At 64.5% G+C, this 24,821-nt stretch carries 20 protein-coding genes; 16 read left to right on the forward strand and 4 right to left on the reverse strand.

The window, feature by feature from the left end; genetic code table 11:
• The first annotated feature begins 167 nt into the window (after positions 1-167).
• The 7 genes from AC0J42_RS07555 (at position 168) to AC0J42_RS07585 (ending at position 8,141) form a co-directional block, all read left to right on the forward strand.
• Positions 168-698 carry a DUF2059 domain-containing protein gene (locus AC0J42_RS07555; RefSeq protein WP_416423003.1) on the forward strand — a complete coding sequence of 177 codons (531 nt, stop codon included), beginning with the start codon at positions 168-170 and terminating at the stop codon, positions 696-698.
• Between the two features lie 12 nt (positions 699-710).
• Positions 711-1,004 carry a BolA family protein gene (locus tag AC0J42_RS07560; RefSeq protein ID WP_473005681.1) on the forward strand — a complete coding sequence of 98 codons (294 nt, stop codon included), beginning with the start codon at positions 711-713 and terminating at the stop codon, positions 1,002-1,004.
• Positions 1,005-1,234: 230 nt separating this feature from the next.
• On the forward strand, positions 1,235-2,176 hold the full coding sequence (gene trhO / locus AC0J42_RS07565) for an oxygen-dependent tRNA uridine(34) hydroxylase TrhO (protein WP_416423005.1): 942 nt from the start codon (positions 1,235-1,237) through the stop codon (positions 2,174-2,176).
• Between the two features lie 4 nt (positions 2,177-2,180).
• A complete protein-coding gene (locus AC0J42_RS07570) occupies positions 2,181-2,816 on the forward strand; it encodes a DsbA family protein (RefSeq protein ID WP_416423006.1) in 636 nt (211 codons plus the stop codon).
• Positions 2,809-4,641 carry an ABC transporter ATP-binding protein gene (locus tag AC0J42_RS07575; RefSeq protein WP_473005682.1) on the forward strand — a complete coding sequence of 611 codons (1,833 nt, stop codon included), beginning with the start codon at positions 2,809-2,811 and terminating at the stop codon, positions 4,639-4,641. The genes AC0J42_RS07570 and AC0J42_RS07575 overlap by 8 nt, the downstream gene beginning before the upstream one ends.
• A gap of 198 nt (positions 4,642-4,839) precedes the next feature.
• Complete coding sequence (locus AC0J42_RS07580) at positions 4,840-7,299, forward strand: EAL domain-containing protein (protein WP_416423008.1); 2,460 nt, start codon at positions 4,840-4,842, stop codon at positions 7,297-7,299.
• 44 nt (positions 7,300-7,343) lie between these two features.
• Positions 7,344-8,141, forward strand: coding sequence for a TenA family transcriptional regulator (locus AC0J42_RS07585; RefSeq protein WP_416423009.1), 798 nt, complete (start codon positions 7,344-7,346; stop codon positions 8,139-8,141).
• Between the two features lie 6 nt (positions 8,142-8,147).
• Here AC0J42_RS07585 and AC0J42_RS07590 read toward each other — a convergent pair whose 3' ends face one another.
• From AC0J42_RS07590 to AC0J42_RS07605, 4 genes are all read right to left on the reverse strand, one after another.
• Positions 8,148-8,888, reverse strand: a complete 741-nt coding sequence (locus AC0J42_RS07590; protein WP_473005683.1) for a YciK family oxidoreductase — start codon at positions 8,886-8,888, stop codon at positions 8,148-8,150.
• A gap of 141 nt (positions 8,889-9,029) precedes the next feature.
• Entirely contained in the window at positions 9,030-9,701 is a 672-nt protein-coding gene (gene mupP, locus AC0J42_RS07595) for an N-acetylmuramic acid 6-phosphate phosphatase MupP (protein WP_473005685.1), read from the reverse strand.
• Between the two features lie 3 nt (positions 9,702-9,704).
• Positions 9,705-10,403, reverse strand: a complete 699-nt coding sequence (gene ubiG, locus AC0J42_RS07600; RefSeq protein WP_416423012.1) for a bifunctional 2-polyprenyl-6-hydroxyphenol methylase/3-demethylubiquinol 3-O-methyltransferase UbiG — start codon at positions 10,401-10,403, stop codon at positions 9,705-9,707.
• A gap of 68 nt (positions 10,404-10,471) precedes the next feature.
• Positions 10,472-11,803: a TRZ/ATZ family hydrolase gene (locus AC0J42_RS07605; protein ID WP_473005686.1), complete on the reverse strand. Its 1,332-nt coding sequence runs from the start codon at positions 11,801-11,803 to the stop codon at positions 10,472-10,474.
• 113 nt (positions 11,804-11,916) lie between these two features.
• On the opposite strand from AC0J42_RS07605, the gene mtnA reads away from it, so the two are divergent.
• The 9 genes from mtnA (at position 11,917) to AC0J42_RS07650 (ending at position 24,691) form a co-directional block, all read left to right on the forward strand.
• The gene (mtnA, locus tag AC0J42_RS07610) at positions 11,917-12,993 is read left to right on the forward strand and encodes an S-methyl-5-thioribose-1-phosphate isomerase (protein ID WP_416423014.1); all 1,077 of its coding nucleotides are present in this window, start codon (positions 11,917-11,919) and stop codon (positions 12,991-12,993) included.
• Positions 12,994-13,361: 368 nt separating this feature from the next.
• Positions 13,362-16,004 carry a DNA gyrase subunit A gene (gene gyrA, locus AC0J42_RS07615; RefSeq protein ID WP_416423015.1) on the forward strand — a complete coding sequence of 881 codons (2,643 nt, stop codon included), beginning with the start codon at positions 13,362-13,364 and terminating at the stop codon, positions 16,002-16,004.
• 150 nt (positions 16,005-16,154) lie between these two features.
• Entirely contained in the window at positions 16,155-17,240 is a 1,086-nt protein-coding gene (serC, locus tag AC0J42_RS07620; protein ID WP_416423016.1) for a 3-phosphoserine/phosphohydroxythreonine transaminase, read from the forward strand.
• A complete protein-coding gene (gene pheA, locus AC0J42_RS07625; RefSeq protein WP_416423017.1) occupies positions 17,240-18,334 on the forward strand; it encodes a prephenate dehydratase in 1,095 nt (364 codons plus the stop codon). Before serC ends, pheA begins: the two co-directional genes overlap by 1 nt.
• A 9-nt stretch (positions 18,335-18,343) precedes the next feature.
• On the forward strand, positions 18,344-19,453 hold the full coding sequence (gene hisC / locus AC0J42_RS07630) for a histidinol-phosphate transaminase (protein WP_473005688.1): 1,110 nt from the start codon (positions 18,344-18,346) through the stop codon (positions 19,451-19,453).
• A gap of 28 nt (positions 19,454-19,481) precedes the next feature.
• A complete protein-coding gene (locus AC0J42_RS07635; protein WP_473006821.1) occupies positions 19,482-21,692 on the forward strand; it encodes a bifunctional prephenate dehydrogenase/3-phosphoshikimate 1-carboxyvinyltransferase in 2,211 nt (736 codons plus the stop codon).
• Positions 21,689-22,378: a (d)CMP kinase gene (gene cmk, locus AC0J42_RS07640; protein ID WP_416423019.1), complete on the forward strand. Its 690-nt coding sequence runs from the start codon at positions 21,689-21,691 to the stop codon at positions 22,376-22,378. The genes AC0J42_RS07635 and cmk overlap by 4 nt, the downstream gene beginning before the upstream one ends.
• 119 nt (positions 22,379-22,497) lie before the next feature.
• Entirely contained in the window at positions 22,498-24,186 is a 1,689-nt protein-coding gene (gene rpsA / locus AC0J42_RS07645; protein WP_027977357.1) for a 30S ribosomal protein S1, read from the forward strand.
• 304 nt (positions 24,187-24,490) lie between these two features.
• On the forward strand, positions 24,491-24,691 hold the full coding sequence (locus AC0J42_RS07650) for a cold-shock protein (protein WP_416423020.1): 201 nt from the start codon (positions 24,491-24,493) through the stop codon (positions 24,689-24,691).
• The last annotated feature ends 130 nt before the right edge of the window (positions 24,692-24,821 follow it).

The following is a 24,821-nucleotide window of genomic DNA, read 5'->3' on the forward strand; positions in this document are numbered from 1 at the left end:
ACGGTCCTCCTTAACGGTGTGATTGGCAGTTTAGGCTGCGGATCGCCGTTGCGGTTCCATCAGGTTTCATCTGCCGACCGTGCGCCCGGGGTTGAGCCACAGGCTTGCTTGGGCGCAGAATGTTCGATTCCGGGGTACTACCTCGCCTGCTAACTTAAGGAAACTCGATGACCCGTCTTCGTGCCATCTGTACCGCGGTTGCTCTGGTCTGCGCCAGCGGCCAGGTCTTCGCCGACACCGCCAGCCACAACGCCAGTGCCGAATCGTTCCTGATGATGGCGCACGCCGACAAGCTCGGGACCCCGGTCTACATGCAGGTGCAGCAGATGTTTGCCCAGCGTTTCGAACAGACCAAGGCCCCGGACTCCAAGCGCGCCGTGCTGGAAACCTACCAGGCCAAGGCCAACGCCGCCCTGGACCAGGCCATTGGCTGGCCGAAGCTGAAGCCGGACATGGTCAAGCTGTACACCGACAACTTCACCGAGCAGGAGCTGCGCGACCTGGTCAAGTTCTACCAGTCGCCACTGGGCAAGAAAGTGCTGGAGAAGATGCCTTCAGTGACCCAGCAGTCCGCCCAGATCACCCAGCAGAAGCTGGAAAGCGCGGTGCCGGTGGTCAACAAGCTGCTGTCTGACATGACCAACGAACTGGCACCGGCCAAGGCCGCCACGCCAGCCGCACCGGCCAAGAAGCCGTAAGCGGGGCCCGTCATGACCATGCAGCAACGCATTGAACAGGCCCTGGTGGCCCTGGACCCGGCGCATTTGCAGGTGCTCGACGAGAGCCACATGCACAGCCGCGGCCAGGAAACCCATTACAAGGTGGTGCTGGTCACCGACCGTTTCGCCGGCCTGTCGCGCGTGAAGCGCCAGCAGATGGTCTATGCCACCCTGGGTGAGCTGATGGGGCAGTTCCACGCCCTGGCCCAGCACACCTACACCCCCGAGGAATGGGCACAGCTGGGCGTCGCCCCGGCGTCGCCCACCTGCGCGGGCGGGCATTGATCCAGAGCAATACTTCCTGGGCCGGTTTTTTGATAGAATTGGCCCAGGTGTAATTGCTGACACTGTGGGAGGTTGCTTGTGTGGGAGCTGGCTTGCCAGCGAGCCTTTGATTCTCAGAGCTCGCTGGCAAGCCAGCTCCCACACAAGCAACCTCCCACATTTATTTTTCGTACCCCTGAACCATCAACCCGGTCCGCCCTTTACGAGGGCAACCACCTGGAGTTTCATCCATGACACAAGCCATTGTCGTGGCGGCACTGTACAAGTTCGTCACCCTGGAAGATTACGTTGACCTGCGCGAGCCCCTGCTCAATGCCATGGTCGACAACGGCATCAAGGGCACCCTGCTGATCGCCGAGGAAGGCATCAACGGCACGGTCTCCGGCACCCGCGAAGGCATCGACGGCCTGCTGGCCTGGCTGCGCAGCGACGCGCGCCTGGTGGACATCGACCATAAAGAGTCGTACTGCGACGAGCAGCCGTTCTACCGCACCAAGGTCAAGCTCAAGAAAGAGATCGTGACCCTGGGCGTGCCGGGCGTGGACCCCAACCGCAGCGTCGGCACCTACGTCGACCCCAAGGACTGGAACGCGCTGATCAACGACCCCGAAGTGTTGCTGATCGACACCCGCAACGACTACGAAGTGGCCATCGGCACCTTCGAAGGCGCCATCGACCCCAAGACCACCTCGTTCCGCGAGTTCCCCGACTACATCAAGGCGAACTTCGACCCGGCGGTGCACAAGAAAGTGGCCATGTTCTGCACCGGCGGCATCCGCTGTGAAAAAGCCTCCAGCTACATGCTGGGCGAAGGCTACGGCGAGGTGTTCCACCTCAAGGGCGGCATCCTCAAGTACCTGGAAGAAGTGCCCCAGGAAGAGTCCAAGTGGCAGGGCGACTGCTTCGTGTTCGACAACCGCGTCACCGTGCGCCACGACCTCACCGAGGGCGACTACGACCAGTGCCACGCCTGCCGCACGCCCATCAGCGTCGAAGACCGTGCCAGCGAGCACTACGCGCCCGGCATCAGCTGCCCGCATTGCTGGGACAGCCTGAGCGAGAAAACCCGCAAGAGCGCCATCGACCGCCAGAAGCAGATTGAATTGGCCAAGGCGCGCAACCTTCCGCATCCGATAGGCCATAATTACCGTAAAGCCGCTGCCCAGGACTGACCCCATGCAAAACCGCCTGCTCTACGTGATGGACCCCATGTGCTCCTGGTGCTGGGGCTTCGCACCCGTGGCGCAGGCGCTGATCGAGCAAGCCCAGGCCGCTGGCGTGGGCGTGCACCTGGTAATGGGCGGCCTGCGCACCGGGGGCGGCGCGGCGCTGGAACCGTCGCTGCGCAGCAGCATCCTGCACCACTGGCACGCGGTGCACGAGGCCACCGGCCAGCCGTTCCAGTTCGACGGCGCGCTGCCCGAAGGCTTCGTCTACGACACCGAACCGGCCTGCCGGGCGGTGGTGGCGGTGCGCAGCCTCGACGAAGGCGCGGCCTGGGCCATGGCCAAGCTGATCCAGCACGCTTTCTACGCCGAAGGCCGCGACGTGACCCAGGTGGCGGTGCTGGTGGAACTGGCCGAGGCGGCCGGCATCCCGCGCATCGAGTTCGCCGCCGCCTTTGACAGCGCCGAGCAGCTGGCGGCCACCGCGGCCGACTTCAACTGGGTGCGCGACCTCAACATCGCCGGCTTCCCCACCTTGCTGGCCCAGCGCGGCGGCCAGATGGCCCTGCTGACCAACGGCTACCAGCCGCTGGACGAGCTGGCGCCGCTGTTCGCCCGCTGGCTGGAACGGGCTGCCCATGCTTGAGCTGCCCGGGCCGACCGAACTGCCCCTGCGGCCCGAGCCGGTCACCCCCGACCGGCTGAGCTGGGCGCACATTCGGCAATTGGCCCTGCGGCACCGCAAAGCCCTGTGGCTGGCCAATGGCGTGGCCGTGCTGGCCACCCTGTGCAGCGTGCCCATTCCCCTGCTGTTGCCGTTGCTGGTGGACGAAGTGCTGCTGGGCCATGGCGACACCGCGCTGCAAGTGATGAACCACGTGCTGCCCGGCGCCTGGCAGAAGGCCGCCGGCTACATCGGCCTGATGTTGCTGGTGACCTTTGCCCTGCGCTGCCTGGCGCTGGTGTTCAACGTGGTGCAGGCCAGGCTGTTCGCCGGGCTGGCCAAGGACATCGTCTACCGCCTGCGCATCCGCCTGATCGAACGCCTCAAGCGCATCTCCCTCAGCGAATACGAAAGCCTGGGCGGCGGCACCGTGACCACGCACCTGGTCACCGACCTGGACACCCTGGACAAGTTCGTCGGCGAGACCCTGAGCCGCTTCCTGGTGGCCATGCTCACCCTGGTGGGCACCGCCACCATCCTGATGTGGATGAACTGGAAGCTGGCGCTGCTGATTCTGTGCTTCAACCCGCTGGTGATCTTCGCCACGGTGCAGTTGGGCAAGCGCGTCAAGCACCTGAAGAAGCTGGAAAACGACAGCACCGCACGCTTTACCCAGGCGCTGACCGAAACGCTGGAGGCCATCCAGGAGGTGCGCGCCGGCAACCGCCAGGGCTTCTTCCTCGGCCGCCTGGGCCAGCGCGCCCGTGAAGTGCGCGACTATGCCGTGGCCTCGCAATGGAAAAGCGATGCCTCGGGGCGTGCCAGCGGCCTGCTGTTCCAGTTCGGCATCGATATCTTCCGCGCGGTGGCCATGCTCACCGTGCTGTTTTCCGACCTGTCCATCGGCCAGATGCTGGCGGTGTTCAGCTACCTGTGGTTCATGATCAGCCCGGTGGAGCAGTTGCTCAACCTGCAATACGCCTACTACGCCGCCGGTGGCGCGCTGACCCGCATCAACGAACTGCTGGCGCGCGCCGACGAGCCGCAATACCCCGGCGGCATCGACCCGTTCCGCAACCGCGACACCGTGGGCATCGAGGTGCGCGACCTGAGCTTCGGCTACGGCGAGGACCAGGTGCTGGAGCACCTGGACCTGTCCATCGCCCCGGGCGAGAAGGTGGCCATCGTCGGCGCCAGTGGCGGCGGCAAGAGCACCCTGGTGCAACTGCTGCTGGGCCTGTACACGCCGCAGAGCGGGGTCATCCGCTTTGGCGGTTGCACCCAGCAGGACATCGGCCTGACCACCCTGCGTGAAAACGTCGCGGTGGTGCTGCAGCACCCGTCGCTGTTCAACGACACCGTGCGCGCCAACCTCACCATGGGCCGCGAGCGCAGTGACGAAGCCTGTTGGCAGGCCCTGGAGATCGCCCAGCTGGACGCCGCCATCCGCCTGCTGCCGCAAGGCCTGGACAGCATCGTCGGCCGCTCTGGCGTGCGCCTTTCCGGCGGCCAACGGCAGCGCCTGGCGATTGCCCGGATGATTCTGGCGCAACCCAAGGTGGTCATTCTCGACGAGGCCACCTCGGCGCTGGACGCTGCCACCGAGTACAACCTGCACCAGGCCATGGCGCGCTTCCTCAACGGCCGCACCACGCTGATCATCGCCCATCGCTTGTCGGCGGTGAAACAGGCCGACCGGGTGCTGGTGTTCGATGGCGGAAGGGTGGCCGAGGACGGCGATCACCAGCAATTGATTGCCGATGGCGGGCTGTACGCGCGGCTGTACGGCCACTTGCAACAGGTCTGAAACGTCCGGTTTTGAGTACATTTGTACCAAAGACAACGCTAGCCATTCATTTGGATAGGCCTGTAAAGTGCCGCCTTGAACGAAATGTAATGCCTGATCATCGATAACCCACTGAACGCGCAGTTTTCGCCTAGGCTGAGCTGATGTGAGTGGAGTTTTCCTGGATGGTTGTCTGGCTCTGCTGATGCAAGGGACCTCATGAAGCAAAATCGGACTCTCGAAACGCCGAGATTATTAGGCATCGTCTGGCCATTTATAGCAGTCGTATTGTTTCAGGCACTATTGGGGTGCATCAGCCTATACGCGTTGTCGGCCGTGCGGGGCTATGTGGCCGGCGAGAGTCTGTGGTCCAAGGGCCAGAAAGACGCCATCTACTACCTGAACCTGTACGCCGACAGCCGCGACGAACGCATTTTCAGCAAATACCAGGCTGCCATTGCCGTGCCGCAGGGCAGCCATGACCTGCGCGTGGCCCTCGACCAGCCCGTTCCGGACCTGGTCGCGGCACGCCAGGGCATCCTGCAGGGCGGCAACCACCCTGACGATGTGTCCAGCCTGATCTGGCTGTACCTCAATTTCCGTCATTTCAGCTACCTGGAGCGCGCCATCGAGCGCTGGACCGTGGGCGACAGCTACCTGGTGCAGCTGGACTCGGTGGCCCAGCAGATGCACGCCGGCATCGGCAGCGGCAGCGCCAGCGAAGAAGACATCATGCGCTGGAAGGACCGCATCCTGGCCATCAACGACGGCGTCACGCCGGCGGCCAAGGCCTTCAGCGACGCGCTGGGGGAGGGCTCGCGGTTCCTCTGGCGGCTGTTGATGCTGGTCAACGTCGGCACCGCGCTGCTGCTCATCGCCCTGGCCCTGTGGCGCAGCCACAAGCTGCTGGTGCAGCGCCGCGCCTTCGCCACGGCCCTGGAGCTTGAGAAAGAGCGTGCCCAGGTGACCCTGGCGTCCATCGGCGATGGCGTCATCGCCACCGACTTCGAGGGCTGCATCGCCTACATGAACCCGGCTGCCGAGCAGCTCACCCACTGGAACGCCGAGCAGGCGGCCGGCCTGCCGCTGGCCTCGCTGTTCAACCTGCTGGACGAAAACGCCGAGAAAGACAGCTTCACCCTGATCGAGCACATTCTCGGCGGCCAGCTGACCGGTGGCAGCGAGCACGCCAAGCTGATCCAGCGCCTGGACGGCAGCACCGTGTCGGTGACCCTGGTGGGCGCGCCCATCCGCACCGATGGGCGCATCAGCGGCACCGTGCTGGTGCTGCACGACATGACCCAGGAGCGGCAGTACATCGCCAACCTGTCCTGGCAGGCCACCCACGACGCCCTGACCGGCCTGGCCAACCGCCGCGAATTCGAATTCCGCCTGGAGCAGGCGCTGGGCAACGTCGGTCGCAACCAGTGCCGCCACTCGCTGATGTTCCTCGACCTGGACCAGTTCAAGCTGGTCAACGACACCTGCGGCCACGCTGCCGGCGACGAGCTGCTGCGGCATATCTGCACCTTGTTGCAGTCGGGGCTGCGCGACGGTGACACCCTGGCGCGCCTGGGTGGCGACGAGTTCGGCATCCTCCTGGAAAACTGCCCGGCCGATGTCGCCGAGCGCATCGCCGACAGCCTGCGCCAGACCGTGCAGAACCTGCATTTCGTGTGGAAGGGCCGGCCGTTCGTGACCACCGTGAGTATTGGCCTGGTGCACATTGCCCAGCTGCCTACCACCCTGGAAGCCTCCCTGCGCGCCGCCGACATGGCCTGCTACATGGCCAAGGAGAAGGGCCGCAACCGCGTGCAGGTGTACCACGCCGACGACACCGAGCTGTCCATGCGCTTCGGCGAGATGGCCTGGGTGCAGCGCCTGCACATGGCCCTGGAAGAGAACCGCTTCGTGCTCTACGCCCAGGAAATCGCCGCCCTGGGCCGCACTTCGGCCTCCGGCGGCCATGTGGAGATTTTGCTGCGCCTGCACGATGAAAGCGGGCGCATCATCATGCCGGAGAACTTCATCCCCGCCGCCGAGCGCTACGGCCTGATGACGGCCCTGGACCGCTGGGTGGTGCAGAACGTCTTCAAGATCATCCAGCAGTGCATGAGCGAAGGCGTGGAAGGGCCGCTGGCCATCTGCGCCATCAACCTGTCGGGCACCAGTATCGGCGACGAGGCGTTCCTGGAGTACCTGCGCGAGCAGTTCCAGCGCTTTGCCATCCCGCCGGAGCTGATCTGCTTCGAAATCACCGAGACCGCGGCGATTTCCAACCTGGGCAGCGCCATTCGCTTCATCAACGAGCTCAAGAGCCTGGGCTGCCGCTTCTCGCTGGACGATTTCTGCGCCGGCATGTCCTCGTTCGCCTACCTCAAGCACCTGCCGGTGGATTTCCTCAAGATCGACGGCAGCTTCGTCAAGGACATGCTCGACGACCCCATCAACCGCGCCATGGTCGAGGTGATCAACCATATCGGCCACGTGATGGGCAAGGAAACCATTGCCGAATTCGTCGAAACCCCGCTGATAGAGCAGGCTTTGCTGGAAATCGGGGTAGATTATGCCCAGGGTTATCTGATAGAACGTCCACAGGTATTCACCTGCGAAAGTCTGCAACGTCGCGAGGTCCGCCCGCGCCCCTTGTTGTTCAAGGCGCCGGGGACTTTTCGCTGATGCCGCAGCCGTGACCGTCACTCAATAAAGAAGGAATCTGACAAGTGATCGAGGCGTTCGTCCGTACTGGCCCCCTCATGGAAGCCACCAGTTACCCGCTCTGGGCCCAACAGCTGATTCGTGACTGCAGCGAAAGCAAGCGGCGCGTGGTGGACCATGAGCTGTACCGCGCCATGCGCGATGCCACCCTCAGCGCCAAGACCATGCGTCAGTACCTGATTGGTGGCTGGCCGGTGGTGGAGCAGTTTGCCCTGTACATGGCCCAGAGCCTGACCAAGACCCGTTTTGGCCGCCACCCGGGCGAGGACATGGCCCGCCGCTGGCTGATGCGCAACATTCGCGTGGAACTCAACCATGCCGATTACTGGGTGCACTGGTGCAACGCCCATGGCGTCAGCCTGGAAGATCTGCAGGCGCAGGACGTGCCTGCCGAGTTGCTGTCGCTGAGCCATTGGTGCTGGCAGACCACGTCGGCGGATTCGCTGATCGTCGGCATCGCCGCCACCAACTACGCCATTGAGGGCGCCACCGGCGAATGGTCGGCGGTGGTCTGCGCCAACGACGTGTACGCCAATTCTTTCCCCGAGGAAGGTCGCAAGCGCGCCATGAAGTGGCTGAAGATGCACGCCCAGTACGACGATGCCCACCCGTGGGAAGCGCTGGAGATCATTTGCACCCTGGCCGGCCACAACCCCACCAAGGCGCTGCAGGCCGAGCTGCGCCGCGCGGTGTGCCGCAGCTACGACTACATGTTCAACTTCCTGGAGCGCTGCATGGCGTTCGAGCGCGAGCAGCACAGCGTGCGCCGCGAACGCCTGGCGGCGGTGGCCGCCCAGCACTGAGGGTGATTACTGGGCGTTGAACGCCTGGCCGTTCACGCCCGTGCTGTCGGGGCCCATCAGGTACAGGTACACCGGCATGATGGCCTCGGGCAGCGGGTTTTTCTCCGGCGCTTCCGCCGGGTAGGCCTGGGCGCGCATGCTGGTGCGCGTGGCGCCCGGGTTGATGCTGTTGGCGCGCAACGTGCCCATGCCATCGAGCTCGTCGGCCAGGGTCTGCATCAGGCCTTCGGTGGCGAATTTCGACACCCCGTACGCACCCCAGTAGGCCCGGCCCTTGCGCCCGACGCTGCTGGAGGTGAACACCATCGAACCATCCGCCGACAGCTTGAGCAGCGGCAGCAGCGTGCTGGTGAGCATGAAGGTGGCGTTGACGTTGACGTGCATCACCCGCATGAAATGCTCGCCTGACAGCTGGTCGAGGGGCGTGCGCGGGCCGATGATGGAGGCGTTGTGCAGCAGCCCGTCGAGGCGGCCGAACTCGTTCTCGATCATCACCGCCAGCTCGTCGTAGTGATGCGGCAGGGCAGTTTCCAGGTTGAAGGGGATGACCACCGGGCGCGGGTGCCCGGCGGCCTCGATCTGGTCGTAGACCTCGCTCAGGTTGGCTTCGGTCTTGCCTAGCAGCAGTACGGTGGCGCCGTGGGCGGCGTAGGCGAGGGCGGCTGCGGCGCCGATGCCGCGGCCGGCGCCGGTCACCAGGATGACGCGGTCCTTGAGCAGGGCGGGTGGGGCGGTGTAGTCGAACATGAAAATTCTCCTTTGCGGCCGCCACATCCCCGTAGCCGCTGGCGAAGCCTGCGCTGGCCCTGAAGTGCGCCGTAGATCTCCAGCGGGGCATAGGGCCAGCGCAGCCTGGCGGCAGCGGCTACGGGCGTGGTGGGCCGGCGGTCAGCAGCTGCAAATGGCCTGGTCGAGCACCTTGCGCAGTTCCAGCGGGTGGTCCACCACCACGTCGGCGCCCCAGTGGCTAGGGTTGTCGTGGGGGTGAATATAGCCGTAGCGCACGGCCGCGGTGCGGGTGCCGGCGTCGCGGCCCGACTCGATGTCGCGCAGGTCGTCGCCCACGAACAGCACGCTGGCCGGGTCCAGGTCGAGCATCTTGCACGCCAGGGTCAGCGGCTCGGGGTCGGGCTTGCTGTTGGTCACGTGGTCCGGGCAGATCAGCAGCGCCGAGCGCTCGGCCAGCCCCAGCTGTTGCATGATCGGCTCGGCGAAGCGCACTGGCTTGTTGGTGACCACGCCCCAGCGCAGGCCGGCTTTCTCGATGTCGTCCAGCAGCTCGGCCATGCCCTCGTAGAGGTGGCTGTGCACCGCGCAGCCAACCTGGTAGCGCTCCAGGAATTCCAGGCGCAGGGCCTCGAACTCCGGCGCCTGGGGCGACAGGGCGAAGGTGGCCGAGACCATGGCCTTGGCACCGCCCGACACCACGTCGCGAATCAGCTGCTCATCGATGGCCGGCAGGTTGCGCTCGGCGAGCATGGCCTGGCAGATGGCGATGAAGTCCGGCGCCGTGTCCAGCAGGGTGCCGTCCATGTCGAAGAGAACCGCTCTCAAGCGCATCGATCACTCCTCCCGCAGGGTCTGGACCATGTAGTTGACGTCGACGTCGGCGGCCAGCTTGTAGTGCTTGGTCAGTGGGTTGTAGGTCAGGCCGATGATGTCCTTGACCGACAGGCCGGCGGTGCGCGCCCAGGCGCCCAGCTCGGAAGGGCGGATGAATTTCTTGAAGTCGTGGGTGCCACGCGGCATCAGCTTGAGGATGTACTCGGCGCCGATGATGGCGAACAGGTAGGACTTGGGGTTGCGGTTGATGGTGGAGAAGAACACCTGGCCGCCCGGCTTGACCATTTTGTAGCAGGCGCGGATCACCGACGACGGGTCGGGCACGTGCTCGAGCATTTCCAGGCAGGTGACCACGTCGAACTGGCCAGGCATTTCCTCGGCCAGGGCCTCGGCGGTGATCTGCCGGTATTCCACCTGCACGCCGGACTCCAGCTGGTGCAGCTGGGCCACGGCCAGTGGTGCCTCGCCCATGTCGATGCCGGTGACGGTGGCGCCGCGCAGGGCCATGGCTTCGCTGAGGATGCCGCCGCCGCAGCCTACGTCCAGGACCTTCTTGCCGGACAGCTTGGCGCGCTCGTCAATCCAGTTGACGCGCATGGGGTTGATGTCGTGCAGGGGCTTGAACTCGCTCTCGCGGTCCCACCAGCGGTGCGCCAGGGCTTCGAACTTGGCGATTTCGGCGTGGTCGACGTTGCTCATTGGGGTGTCCTTTTGAAAACTGTGTTGAATTTGGCGTAGTGCCGGCCGCCACCAGGCGGCCGCAAGGGTTATTCGTGCCGGGCCGCGATGCGCTGGCCCCAGCCGGCGGCGGTGGCCGCCAGGCCCTGTTCGTCCATGCGCGTCAGCGCGCGGTCCTGGAGCAGGGCGGTGCCACCGACCCAGACGTGCGTCACGCAGTCCCGGCCCGTGGCGTAGATCAGTTGCGACACCGGGTCGTACACTGGCTGCTGGGCCAGCCCCGACAGGTCGAACGCGGTCATGTCGGCGGCCTTGCCCACTTCCAGCGAGCCGATGCTGGCCTCCAGGCCCAGGGCGCGGGCGCCGTTGAGCGTGGCCATGCGCAGGGCACGGTGGGCGTCCAGGGCGGTGGCGTTGCCGGCCACGGCCTTGGCCAGCAGCGCGGCGGTGCGCGTCTCGCCCAGCAGGTCGAGGTCATTGTTGCTGGCGGCGCCGTCGGTGCCTACTGCCACATTGACGCCGGCCTGCCACAGGCGTTCCACCGGGCAGAAGCCGCTGGCCAGCTTGAGGTTGGATTCGGGGCAGTGCACCACGCTGGTGTTGCTTTCCACCAGCAGGGCCAGGTCCTCTTCGCTGATTTGCGTCATGTGCACGGCCTGGAAGCGCGGGCCCAGCAGGCCCAGGCGGCCCAGGCGCGCCAGTGGCCGTTCGCCACCCTGCGCCAGGGCCTGCTCCACTTCGCCAGCCGTCTCGTGCACGTGCATCTGGATGGCAGCGTCCAGTTCGTCGGCCAGCACGCGGATTTTTTCCAGGTTGGCGTCACCCACGGTATAAGGGGCGTGGGGGCCGAAGGCAATGGAGATGCGCGGATGGTGTTTCAGGTCGCTGAACAGTTCCACGCCCTGGTGCAGGGCTTCATCAGCGCTGCGTGCGCCCGGAATGGGGAAGTCCAGCACCGGAATGCTGATTTGCGCGCGCATGCCGCTGTGGTGCACCCGTTCGCTGGCCGCGCGCGGGTAGAAGTACATGTCCGAAAAACAGGTAACGCCGCCTTTCAATTGCTCGGCGATGGCCAGGTCAGTGCCGTCGCGCACGAAGGCCTCGTCCACCCAGCGGCCTTCGGCGGGCCAGATGTGGTCCTGCAGCCAGGTCATCAGCGGCAAATCGTCGGCCAGGCCGCGGAACAGGGTCATGGCCGCGTGGCCATGGGCGTTGACCAAACCCGGGGTCAGCAGCATGCCGGGCAGCTCGCGCACCTCGCGGGCCGCCAGCTTCAAGGCTTCCGCTCGCGGGCCGATAAACACTATATTGCCATCACGCACGCCCAGGCCATGCTCCTTCAGCACCACGCCGGCCGGTTCCACGGGCACCAGCCAGCTGGGCAACAGCAACAGGTCGAGGGGCTGGGCAGCGTCGGGCATGGTGAGGTTCCAGTGCTTTGGGTCGGTGATGGCGAAGTATACCCGAGCGTCTTCCCCGGGGGCTCGCTATAATCGGCCGCTTTTGATGTCAGCTTTCAGATCAGGGGTGGGCAATGCGCGAACGTCTATTGGCAGCAGAGAAAGTGAAGGCCATCGACTGGCGTGACGGGGCCCTGCATCTGCTCGACCAGCGTGTGCTGCCGCACCAGGAGACCTGGCTGGCCTACACCGACGCCGCCGGCGTCGCCGAGGCCATCCGTGCCATGGTGGTGCGCGGGGCGCCGGCCATCGGCATCAGTGCCGCCTATGGCATTGTCCTGGGCGCTCGCCAACGCCACGCCCAGGGTGGCGACTGGCTGGCGGCATTGGAGCAGGATTTCACCGTGCTGGCGGCCTCACGGCCTACGGCGGTCAACCTGTTCTGGGCGCTGAACCGCATGCGCGAGCGCCTGGAGCGGGTCAAGGCCCATGCCGACGTGCTGGGCCTGCTGGAGGCCGAGGCCCTGGCCATCCATGAAAGCGACCGCGAGGCCAACCTGACCATGGCCCAGCTGGGCGTGGACCTGATCCGTCGTCACCAGGGCAACGCCCAGGCCATCCTCACCCACTGCAACACCGGCGCCCTGGCCACCGGCGGCTTCGGCACGGCGCTGGGGGTGATCCGCGGGGCGTTCATCGAAGGCATGGTCGAGCGCGTCTATGCCGACGAGACCCGCCCTTGGCTGCAGGGCTCGCGCCTGACCGCCTGGGAGCTGGCCAACGAGGGCATCCCGGTCACCGTCAACGCCGATTCCGCCGCCGCGCACCTGATGAAAACCAAGGGCATCACCTGGGTCATCGTCGGCGCCGACCGCATCACCGCCAACGGCGACGTGGCCAACAAGATCGGCACCTACCAGCTGGCCGTTACCGCCATGCACCACGGCGTGCGCTTCATGGTGGTGGCGCCCAGCTCCACCATCGACATGAGCCTGGCCAGTGGCGAGGACATTCCCATCGAGGAGCGCGACGGCCGCGAACTGCTGGAAGTGGGCGGGCAGCGCCTGGGCGCCGACGTCGATGCCTTCAACCCGGTGTTCGACGTGACCCCGGCAGACCTGATCGACGCGATCATCACCGAGAAAGGCATCGTCGAGCGGCCCGACGCGGCCAAGCTGGCCCAGTTGATGTGTCGCAAGCGGTTGCATTGACTCACACCTGCGCCACGCACGCTCTGGGACTGCGCCGATCCGGGACGCAGCCTTCGGCAGCTGCTACGGGGAAATCAGGGGTGTAAACATTGCCAATTGCGCACAAAAGCCCCTCAGAGCCATCCCAGGCGCGATCACTCATCAATTAATGGGTTTGCAAGCCTTCCAGGGGATAGGTCCCTGACGGGCTTTGTGGTAACATCCGACGGTTTCCAGGGTCGCCCTTTGAGGCGGCCCCCACTGCGCAGATCCAGAGCATAACTCGTTGATTTGTCGTAAGTCGCCTCACGGCCGTGCCGTCGGCGGCGAGCTTCGTTCGTCCCATTGGATGTGACGGAGTTTCACCAGAAAAAGGAATCAGGCTTCTCATGGGCGAACTGGCCAAAGAAATCCTCCCGGTCAATATCGAAGACGAGCTGAGACAGTCCTACCTCGACTACGCGATGAGCGTCATCGTCGGGCGTGCACTGCCTGATGCGCGTGATGGCTTGAAGCCCGTGCATCGCCGCGTTCTGTTTGCGATGAGTGAACTGGGTAACGACTGGAACAAACCGTACAAGAAATCCGCCCGTGTGGTCGGTGACGTGATCGGTAAGTACCACCCTCACGGTGACACCGCGGTCTACGACACCATCGTGCGTATGGCCCAGCCTTTCTCCCTGCGCTACCTGCTGGTAGACGGCCAGGGCAACTTCGGTTCGGTGGACGGCGACAACGCCGCGGCCATGCGTTACACCGAAGTGCGCATGACCAAGCTGGCCCATGAGCTGCTGGCCGACCTGCACAAGGAAACCGTGGACTGGGTGCCCAACTACGACGGCACCGAGCAGATCCCGGCGGTGATGCCGACGCGCATCCCCAACCTGCTGGTCAACGGCTCCAGCGGCATCGCCGTGGGCATGGCCACCAACATCCCGCCACACAACCTCGGTGAAGTCATCGACGGTTGCCTGGCGCTGATCGACAACGCCGACATCACCATCGATGAACTGATGCAGTTCATCCCTGGCCCCGACTTCCCGACCGCAGGCATCATCAACGGTCGCGCCGGCATCATCGAGGCCTACCGCACCGGCCGTGGCCGCATTTATATGCGTGCCCGTTCCACCGTCGAAGACATCGACAAGGTCGGCGGGCGCCAGCAGATCGTGGTCACCGAGCTGCCGTACCAGCTGAACAAGGCTCGCCTGATCGAGAAGATCGCCGAGCTTGTGAAAGAGAAGAAGCTGGAAGGCATCACCGAACTGCGCGACGAGTCCGACAAGGACGGCATGCGCATCGTCATCGAGCTGCGTCGCGGCGAAGTGCCGGAGGTGATCCTCAACAACCTCTACGCCCAGACCCAGATGCAGGCCGTGTTCGGCATCAACGTGGTGGCCCTGATCGACGGCCGCCCGCGCGTGCTGAACCTCAAGGACCTGCTGGAAGCCTTCGTGCGTCACCGCCGCGAAGTGGTCACCCGCCGCACTGTGTTCGAGCTGCGCAAGGCCCGCGAGCGCGGCCACATCCTGGAAGGCCAGGCCGTTGCCCTGTCGAACATCGACCCGGTCATCGCCCTGATCAAGGCCTCGCCGACGCCGTCCGAGGCCAAGGAAGCGCTGGTCAGCACCGCCTGGGAATCCAGCGCCGTGGTGGCCATGGTGGAAGCGGCCGGCGCCGAGTCGTCGCGCCCCGAGAACCTGGACCCGCAATACGGCCTGCGTGACGGCAAGTACTGGCTGTCGCCGGAACAGGCCCAGGCCATCCTCGACCTGCGCCTGCACCGCCTCACCGGCCTGGAGCACGAGAAGCTGCTGGCCGAGTACCAGGAGATCCTCAACCAGATCGGCGAACTGATCCGCATCCTCAACAGCGCCGCGCGCCTGATGGAAGTGATCCGCGAAGAGCTGGAAGTGATCCGCGCCGAATACGGCGACGTGCGCCGCACCGAGATCCTCGACGCGCGCCTGGACTTGACCCTGGGTGACATGATCCCGGAAGAAGAGCGCGTGGTGACCATCTCCCACGGCGGCTACGCCAAGACCCAGCCACTGGCTGCCTACCAGGCCCAGCGCCGCGGCGGCAAGGGCAAGTCGGCTACCGGCGTGAAGGACGAAGACTACATCGCCCACCTGCTGGTGGCGAACAGCCATACCACCCTGCTGCTGTTCTCCAGCAAAGGCAAGGTGTACTGGCTCAAGACCTACGAGATTCCGGAGGCCTCGCGTGCCGCCCGTGGTCGCCCGCTGGTCAACCTGCTGCCGCTGGACGATGGCGAGTACATCACCACCATGCTGCCGGTGGAGGAATACACCGAAGGTCACTTCATCTTCATGGCCACCGCCAACGGCACCGTGAAGAAGACCCCGCTGGAATCCTTCAGCCGCCAGCGCAGCGTGGGCCTGATCGCCCTGGAGCTGGACGAAGGCGACGTGCTGATCTCGGCCGCCATCACCGACGGCGAGCGTGAAGTCATGCTGTTCTCCGACGGTGGCAAGGTCACCCGCTTCAAGGAATCCGACGTACGGGCCATGGGCCGCACCGCCCGCGGCGTACGCGGCATGCGCCTGCCAGAAGGGCAGAAGCTGATTTCCATGCTGATCCCTGAAGAAGGCAGCCAGATCCTCACCGCTTCCGAGCGTGGTTATGGCAAGCGCACCGCCATCGGCGAGTTCCCCGAGTACAAGCGTGGCGGCCAGGGCGTCATCGCCATGGTCAGCAACGACCGCAACGGCCGTCTGGTCGGGGCTGTACAGGTGCTGGACGGCGAGGAGATCATGCTGATTTCCGACCAGGGCACCCTGGTGCGTACCCGCGTCAGCGAAGTCTCCAGCCTGGGCCGTAACACCCAGGGCGTGACGCTGATCAAGCTGGCCAGCGACGAGACGCTGGTAGGCCTGGAGCGCGTGCAGGAGCCATCGGAAGTCGAGGGCGAGGAATTGCTCGAAGGCGAAGAGGGCTTCGAAGCGCCGGCCGAAGGCGCCGAGGTGCCGGATGAGGCGCCAGGCGACGACGAGTTGCCGCAGGAATAAATTGTCGTGATGGATCATGGGGGCACTTCGGTGCCCTCAATGATATTTGGGTGGTGGTGCTGGTTGCCGTCAACGTTGGCCGTAGGAGCCGGCCTTGGCCGCGATGGCCTCACCGCCGATCTAACGAATTCAAGCAGAGCGAGAGTGGATGTGAGCAACCGAGCCTTTAACTTCTGCGCAGGTCCCGCTGCGCTCCCTGAAGCTGTCCTGCAGCGCGCCCAGGCCGAAATGCTGAACTGGCGCGGCAAGGGTCTCTCTGTCATGGAGATGAGCCACCGCAGCGACGACTACGTGGCCATTGCCGAGAAGGCCGAGCAGGACCTGCGTGACCTGCTGTCCATTCCGTCCAACTACAAGGTCCTGTTCCTGCAGGGTGGCGCCAGCCAGCAGTTCGCCGAGATCCCGCTGAACCTGCTGCCCGAAGGCGGCACCGCGGACTACATCGAGACCGGCATCTGGTCGAAGAAGGCCATCGAGGAAGCGCGTCGCTACGGCAACATCAACGTCGCCGCCAGCGCCAAGCCCTACGACTACCTGGCCATTCCTGGCCAGAACGAGTGGAACCTGACTCCAGGCGCCGCCTACGTTCACTACGCGTCCAACGAAACCATCGGCGGCCTGGAATTCGACTGGGTACCGCAGACCGGTGACGTGCCGCTGGTGGTGGACATGTCCTCCGACATCCTCTCGCGCCCCATCGACGTGTCGCAGTACGGCATGATCTACGCCGGTGCGCAGAAGAACATCGGCCCCAGCGGCCTGGTGGTGGTGATCATTCGCGAAGACCTGCTGGGCCGCGCCCGCAGCGCCTGCCCGACCATGCTCAACTACAAGATCGCCGCCGACAACGCGTCGATGTACAACACCCCGGCCACTTACTCCTGGTACCTCTCGGGCCTGGTGTTCGAGTGGCTGAAGGAGCAGGGTGGCGTCGAGGCCATGGAAGCGCGCAACCGCGCCAAGAAAGACCGCCTGTACGGCTTCATCGACAGCAGTGCCTTCTACACCAACCCGATCTCGCACAACGCCCGCTCGTGGATGAACGTGCCGTTCCGCCTGGCGGACGAGCGCCTGGACAAGGCCTTCCTGGCCGGCGCCGACGCCCGTGGCCTGCTCAACCTCAAGGGTCACCGTTCGGTGGGCGGCATGCGTGCCTCCATCTACAACGCCTTGGGCCTGGACGCGGTTGAAGCGTTGGTTGCCTACATGGCCGAGTTCGAGAAGGAAAACGCCTGATGTCTGACCAGGAGCTGAAAGCCCTGCGGGTGCGCATCGATGCCCTGGACGAGAAAATTCTCGAACTGATCAGCGACCGTGCCCGCTGCGCCGAAGAAGTTGCCCGCGTGAAAATGGCCTCCCTGGCCGAAGGCGAGGTGCCGGTGTTCTACCGGCCCGAGCGTGAAGCCCAGGTGCTGAAGCGCGTGATGGAACGCAACAAGGGCCCATTGAGCAACGAAGAGATGGCGCGCTTGTTCCGCGAAGTCATGTCCTCGTGCCTGGCCCTGGAGAACCCACTGAAAGTCGCTTACCTGGGCCCTGAAGGTACCTTCACCCAGGCGGCGGCCATGAAACACTTCGGTCACGCCGTGATCAGCAAGCCGATGGCGGCCATCGACGAAGTGTTCCGTGAAGTGGTGGCCGGTGCGGTCAACTTCGGCGTGGTGCCGGTGGAAAACTCCACCGAGGGTGCGGTCAACCACACCCTGGACAGCTTCCTGGAACACGACATGGTCATCTGCGGTGAGGTGGAGCTGCGTATCCATCATCACCTGCTGATTGGCGAAAGCACCAAGACCGACGCGATCACGCGTATCTATTCCCACGCCCAGTCCCTGGCCCAGTGCCGCAAGTGGCTGGACGCGCATTACCCCAACGTCGAGCGTATCGCCGTGTCCAGCAACGCCGAGGCCGCCAAGCGGGTCAAGGGCGAGTGGAACTCGGCGGCCATTGCCGGCGACATGGCGGCCAGCCTCTACGGCCTGACCCGCCTGGCCGAGAAAATCGAAGACCGCCCGGACAACTCCACGCGGTTCCTGATCATCGGCAACCAGGAAGTGCCGCCCACCGGCGACGACAAGACCTCGATCATCGTCTCTATGAGCAACCGCCCGGGTGCGCTGCACGAGCTGCTGGTGCCGTTCCACGACAACGGCATCGACCTGACCCGTATCGAGACCCGTCCGTCACGCAGCGGTAAATGGACCTACGTATTCTTCATCGATTTCGTCGGCCATCACCGTGATCCGCTGATCAAGGGCGTGCTCGAGAAGATCAGCCAGGAAGCCGTGGCACTCAAGGTGCTGGGCTCGTACCCGAAAGCCGTTCTCTGAGGTTTAGCAATGAGTGATTTTCTCGCCCTCGCGCAGTCGGGCGTACAAAAGCTGTCGCCTTACGTCCCCGGCAAGCCGGTGGATGAACTGGCCCGCGAGTTGAACCTGGACCCGGCGAACATCGTCAAGCTGGCCAGCAACGAAAACCCGCTGGGTGCCAGCCCCAAGGTGCGCGAAGCCATCGCCAACGAACTGGCCGAGCTGACCCGCTACCCCGATGGCAACGGCTTCGAGCTGAAGACCCTGCTGGCCGAGCGCTGCCGCGTGCAGGTCAACCAGGTCACCCTGGGTAACGGCTCCAACGACATCCTCGAGCTGGTGGCCCGCGCCTACCTGGCCCCTGGCCAGAACGCGGTGTTCAGTGAACACGCCTTCGCCGTCTACCCGATCGTGACCCAGGCCGTGGGCGCCGAGTCGCGCGTGGTGCCGGCCAAGGAGTGGGGCCACGACCTGCCGGCCATGCTGGCGGCCATCGACGCCGACACCCGCATCGTCTTCATCGCCAACCCCAACAACCCTACCGGCACTTGGTTCAATGCCCAGGCGCTGGGCGATTTCCTGCGCGACGTGCCGCAGGACGTGCTGGTGGTGCTGGACGAGGCCTACATCGAATACGCCACCGGCGGCGAGCTGCCGGACGGCCTCGACTACCTGGCGCAGCACCCCAACCTGCTGGTCTCGCGCACCTTCTCCAAGGCCTATGGCCTGGCAGCGTTGCGCGTGGGCTACGCGCTGTCGTCGCCGGTGATCGCCGACGTGCTCAACCGCGTGCGCCAGCCGTTCAACGTCAACAGCCTGGCCCTGGCGGCCGCCTGTGCGGCGCTGACCGACTCCGCTTATCTGGCCAAGAGCCGCGAGCTCAACGAGTTCGGCATGCAACAGCTGCAGGAAGGCTGCCGCGAGCTGGGCCTGGGCTGGATCCCGTCCAAGGGCAACTTCCTCTGCATCGACCTGGGCCGCGTGGCCGCACCGGTGTTCCAGGGCCTGTTGCAGGAAGGCGTGATCGTGCGTCCGGTGGCCAACTACGGCATGCCCAACCACCTGCGGGTGACCATTGGCCTGCCGACTGAAAACGCTCGTTTCCTGGAAGCGCTGAGCAAGGTCCTGGCACGTGGTTGATGGTTTTTCGGTAGTAGCACCCAAGCCCCTGATCGGCCGCCTGGTGGTGGTTGGCCTGGGCCTGATCGGTGGTTCCTTCGCCAAGGGCGTGCGCGAAAGCGGCCTGTGCGCGGAAGTGGTGGGCCTGGACCTGGACCCGCAGTCGCGCAAGCTGGCGGTGGAGCTGGGCGTGGTCGACCGCTGCGAGGCCGACCTGGCCGAAGCCTGCAAGGGCGCCGACGTGATCCAGCTGGCCGTGCCCATCCTGGCCATGGAAAAGCTGCTGGCCAAGCTGGCGCAGCTCGACCTGGGCGATGCCATCCTCACCGACGTGGGCAGTGCCAAGGGCAACGTCGTGCGTGCGGCGCGTGAGGTGCTGGCGCCGGCGCAGCTGCTCAACTTCGTGCCCGGCCACCCCATTGCCGGGTCCGAGCAGAGCGGGGTGGAGGCCTCCAACGCCAAGCTGTTCCAGCGCCACAAGGTCATCCTCACGCCGTTGCCGGAGACCGCGCCGCGTGCGCTGTCCATCGTCGACGCGCTGTGGCGTGCGCTGGGCGCCGACGTCGAGCACATGGCCATCGAGCGCCACGACGAAGTGCTGGCGGCCACCAGCCACCTGCCGCACCTGCTGGCCTTCGGCCTAGTGGATTCCCTGGCCAAGCGCAACGAAAACCTGGAAATCTTCCGCTACGCCGCGGGCGGTTTCCGCGACTTTACGCGCATTGCCGGCAGCGATCCGGTGATGTGGCATGACATCTTCCTGGCCAACCGTGACGCGGTGCTGCGCACCCTCGACACCTTCCGCAGCGACCTGGACGCGCTGCGCGACGCCGTGGACGCCGGCGACGGACAGAAGATGCTCGGCGTGTTCACCCGTGCGCGCATGGCGCGCGAGCACTTCGGCAAGATCCTCGCCCGCCGTGCCTACGTGGACAAGCGCGAGGCGCGCGACCTGAACTTCGTCGCCGCGCCGGGCGGCCGCCTCTCGGGGCGCATTCGCGTGCCGGGCGACAAATCCATTTCCCACCGTGCGGTGATGCTCGGCGCGCTCGCCGACGGCACTACCGAGGTGGAGGGCTTCCTTGAGGGTGAGGACGCCCTGGCCACCTTGCAGGCGTTCCGCGACATGGGTGTGGTCATCGAGGGTCCGCACCACGGCCGCTTGACCATTCATGGCGTCGGCCTGCATGGCTTGCAGCCGCCGCCGGGGCCTATTTATGTCGGCAATTCCGGCACCAGCATGCGCCTGCTGGCCGGGCTGCTCGCGGCCCAGCGCTTCGACAGCGTGCTGACCGGCGATGCGTCCTTGTCCAAACGCCCCATGAGCCGCGTGGCCAAGCCGCTGCGGGAAATGGGTGCGCAGATCGAGACCGGCGCCGACGGCCTGCCGCCGCTGACCATTCGCGGTGGCCAGCCGCTCAAGGCGCTGGACTACACGCTGCCCATGGCCAGTGCCCAGGTCAAAGCCAGCCTGCTGCTGGCGGGCCTGTACGCCCAAGGCGAGACCCGCGTCACCGAGCCGGCGCCGACCCGCGACCACACCGAGCGCATGCTGCGTGGCTTTGGCTACCCGGTGAATACGCAGGACGCCACGGTGTCCCTGGCGGCCGGCCAGCCACTGACGGCCACGCGCATCGAAGTGCCGGGGGATATTTCTTCCGCCGCGTTCTTCCTGGTGGCCGCGTCCATCGCCGAAGGCTCGGACCTGGTGCTGGAGCACGTGGGTATCAACCCCACACGCACCGGTGTCATCGACATCCTGCGCCTGATGGGCGCCGACATTCGTCTGGAAAACCGTCGTGAAGTGGGCGGCGAGCCGGTGGCCGACCTGCATGTGCGCTCGGCGCCGCTCAAGGGCATCGATATTCCTGTCGAGCTGGTACCGCTGGCCATCGACGAATTCCCGGTGCTGTTCGTCGCCGCCGCCTGCGCCCAGGGGCGTACCGTGCTGCGCGGCGCCCAGGAGCTGCGGGTCAAGGAATCGGATCGCATCCAGGCCATGGCCGACGGCCTCAAGGCGCTGGGTGTAACATGTCAGCCAACCGAGGACGGCATCATCATCGACGGCGGTGCAATGCAGGGCGGCGAAGTGCAAGGGCAGGGCGACCATCGCATCGCCATGGCCTTCAGCGTCGCCGCGCTGCGCGCCAGTGCGCCCATCCGCATCCTGGATTGCGCCAACGTCGCCACCTCCTTTCCCAACTTCCTGGCCCTGTGCGGCCAGGTCGGGATCCGTGTAACCGAAGAGGGCAAGTCGTGATTTCCCACGCGCCAGTAATTACTATCGACGGCCCAAGCGGCTCGGGCAAAGGCACTGTGGCCGGTATCCTGGCCAAGCGCCTGGGCTGGAACCTGCTGGACTCCGGCGCCCTGTATCGCCTGCTGGCCTTCAATGCCGGCAACCATGGCGTGGCCCTGGACAACGAAGCCTTGCTCGCGCAACTGGCCGCTCATCTGGATGTGCAATTCATCGCCGCCACCGAAGGCCAGCTGCAACGCATCATCCTCGAGGGTGATGAGGTCAGCAGCGTGATCCGCACCGAGACCGCCGGCGCCGGCGCCTCGAAAGTCGCCGCCCTGCCGGCCGTGCGCGACGCCCTGCTGCAGCGCCAGCGCGCGTTCCTGGAGGCCCCGGGCCTGATCGCCGATGGCCGCGACATGGGCACCGTGGTGTTCCCTGACGCACCGCTGAAAATCTTCCTGACCGCCAGTGCCGAGGAGCGTGCTCGTCGACGTTACTTGCAGTTGAAGGGCAAAGGCGAAGATGTTAGTCTGTCGAGTCTGCTAGATGAGATACGTGCGCGCGATGAGCGTGACACCCAGCGAGCGGTAGCCCCGCTCAAGCCGGCGGCTGACGCCATACAGCTGGATTCCACGGAATTGTCCATAGAGCAGGTGTTGGAACGCATCATGAGCGAAGTCGCACTACGCGACATCGCCGGGTGACCAGAACGCGTACGGGAAACCAGTCCCTAGCCCGTACGCCTTCTTTACTATGAACGAACCCGCATTGTCTGGAGTGCGGCTGATGGGCGTTTCTACCGCCCAAATCTACAGGAATTAAAATGAGCGAAAGCTTTGCGGAACTCTTTGAAGAAAGCCTGAAAACCCTCAACCTTCAACCAGGTGCGATCATCACCGGTATCGTTGTCGATATCGACGGTGACTGGGTTACTGTCCACGCCGGTCTGAAATCCGAGGGCGTCATCCCGCTCGAGCAGTTCTACAACGAAGCTGGCGAGCTGACCATCAAGGTCGGTGACGAAGTTCACGTTGCGCTGGACGCGGTCGAAGACGGCTTTGGCGAAACCAAGCTGTCCCGTGAAAAAGCCAAGCGCGCCGAGTGCTGGATTGTTCTGGAAGCAGCTTTCGCCGCCGAAGAAGTGGTCAAGGGCGTTATCAACGGTAAGGTTAAAGGCGGCTTCACTGTCGACGTTAACGGCATCCGTGCGTTCCTGCCTGGTTCCCTGGTCGACGTCCGTCCGGTTCGTGATACCACGCACCTGGAAGGCAAAGAGCTGGAATTCAAGGTCATCAAGCTGGACCAGAAGCGCAACAACGTTGTCGTTTCCCGTCGCAGCGTCCTGGAAGCAGAGAACTCGGCCGAGCGCGAAGCTCTGCTGGAATCGCTGCAGGAAGGCCAGCAAGTCAAGGGTATCGTCAAGAACCTCACCGACTACGGCGCCTTCGTGGACCTGGGCGGCGTGGACGGCCTGCTGCACATCACCGACATGGCCTGGAAGCGCATCAAGCACCCTTCCGAAGTGGTCAACGTTGGCGACGAGATCGACGTCAAGGTTCTGAAGTACGATCGCGAGCGCAACCGCGTTTCCCTGGGCTTCAAGCAACTGGGTGAAGACCCATGGGTTGCTATCAAGGCTCGTTACCCAGAGAACACCCGCGTCATGGCGCGCGTGACCAACCTGACCGACTACGGCTGCTTCGCTGAGCTGGAAGAAGGCGTTGAAGGTCTGGTACACGTTTCCGAAATGGACTGGACCAACAAGAACATCCACCCTTCGAAAGTCGTACAAGTCGGCGACGAAGTGGAAGTCATGGTTCTGGACATCGACGAAGAGCGTCGTCGTATCTCCCTGGGCATCAAGCAGTGCAAGTCGAACCCATGGGAAGACTTCTCTGGCCAGTTCAACAAGGGCGACGAAATCTCCGGCACCATCAAGTCGATCACCGATTTCGGTATCTTCATTGGTCTGGACGGCGGCATCGACGGTCTGGTTCACCTGTCCGACATCTCCTGGAACGAAGCTGGCGAAGAAGCAGTACGCCGCTACAAGAAAGGCGATGAGCTGAACACTGTGATCCTGTCGGTTGATCCAGAGCGTGAGCGCATCTCCCTGGGCATCAAGCAACTGGAAAGCGATCCGTTCTCCAACTACGTTGCTGTCAACGACAAAGGCGCTATCGTTCGCGGTACCGTTAAAGAAGTTGACGCCAAAGGCGCCATCATCACCCTGGCCGACGACATCGAAGCCACTCTGAAAGCTTCCGAAATCAGCCGTGACCGCGTTGAAGACGCGCGTAACGTCCTGAAGGAAGGCGAAGAAGTCGAAGCCAAGATCATCAGCGTTGACCGCAAGTCGCGCGTGATCAACTTGTCCATCAAGTCGAAAGACGTTGAAGACGAGAAAGAAGCAATCCAAAGCCTGCGCGACAAGCCAGCTGCTTCGGACATCGCAACTGGTCCAACCACCCTGGGTGACCTGCTGCGTGCTCAAATGGAAAAGCAGAACTAAGTTCTGATTGACCATTAGAAAAAGGGCGACTTCGGTCGCCCTTTTTTGTGCCCGCGATTTACCTGCCGGCGATCGAGCGACACTCCCCGTAGCAGCGGCCGCCAGGCCGCGTCCGCAGGCGCTGGCTACTCCAGGCGTATCACGGTTCACCCAGACGCGGCCTGGCGGCCGCTGCTACGGCTTCATTTTGAAACAATCCCTTCGTTGATCCTCCTGCCTCTCCTGTCGCACTATCGTCCGCTCACCCACGCAGGAAGCCCGCGCGTTCCCATCGTCGCGGCTGTTCATTCAAGGAGAAGCGCCCATGCCCACCGGCACCGTCAAATGGTTCAACAACGAAAAAGGCTTTGGCTTCATCGCCGCTGAAACAGGCAAGGATCTGTTCGTTCACTACAAGGCCATCAAGGGTGATGGCTTCAAGAGCCTCCTGGAGGGCCAGAGAGTGACCTTCAGCGTCGAGCGCACCCCAAGGGGGGATCAGGCCGTTGAGGTCGAGGTGCAGTGAGCCAGTGGCCTCCAGCAGCAGGCAGGCCGTTTCGGCCTGCCTGCTGATTGTGCCGGTGCGGCAGCGGTGTACCTTCATCCGGCCTGCTACATTAAACAGTCATAAACAGTCGCCACTCTGATGCTCCGCC

The sequence above is a fragment of the Pseudomonas sp. Tav-5-1A genome, assembly GCF_055755055.1.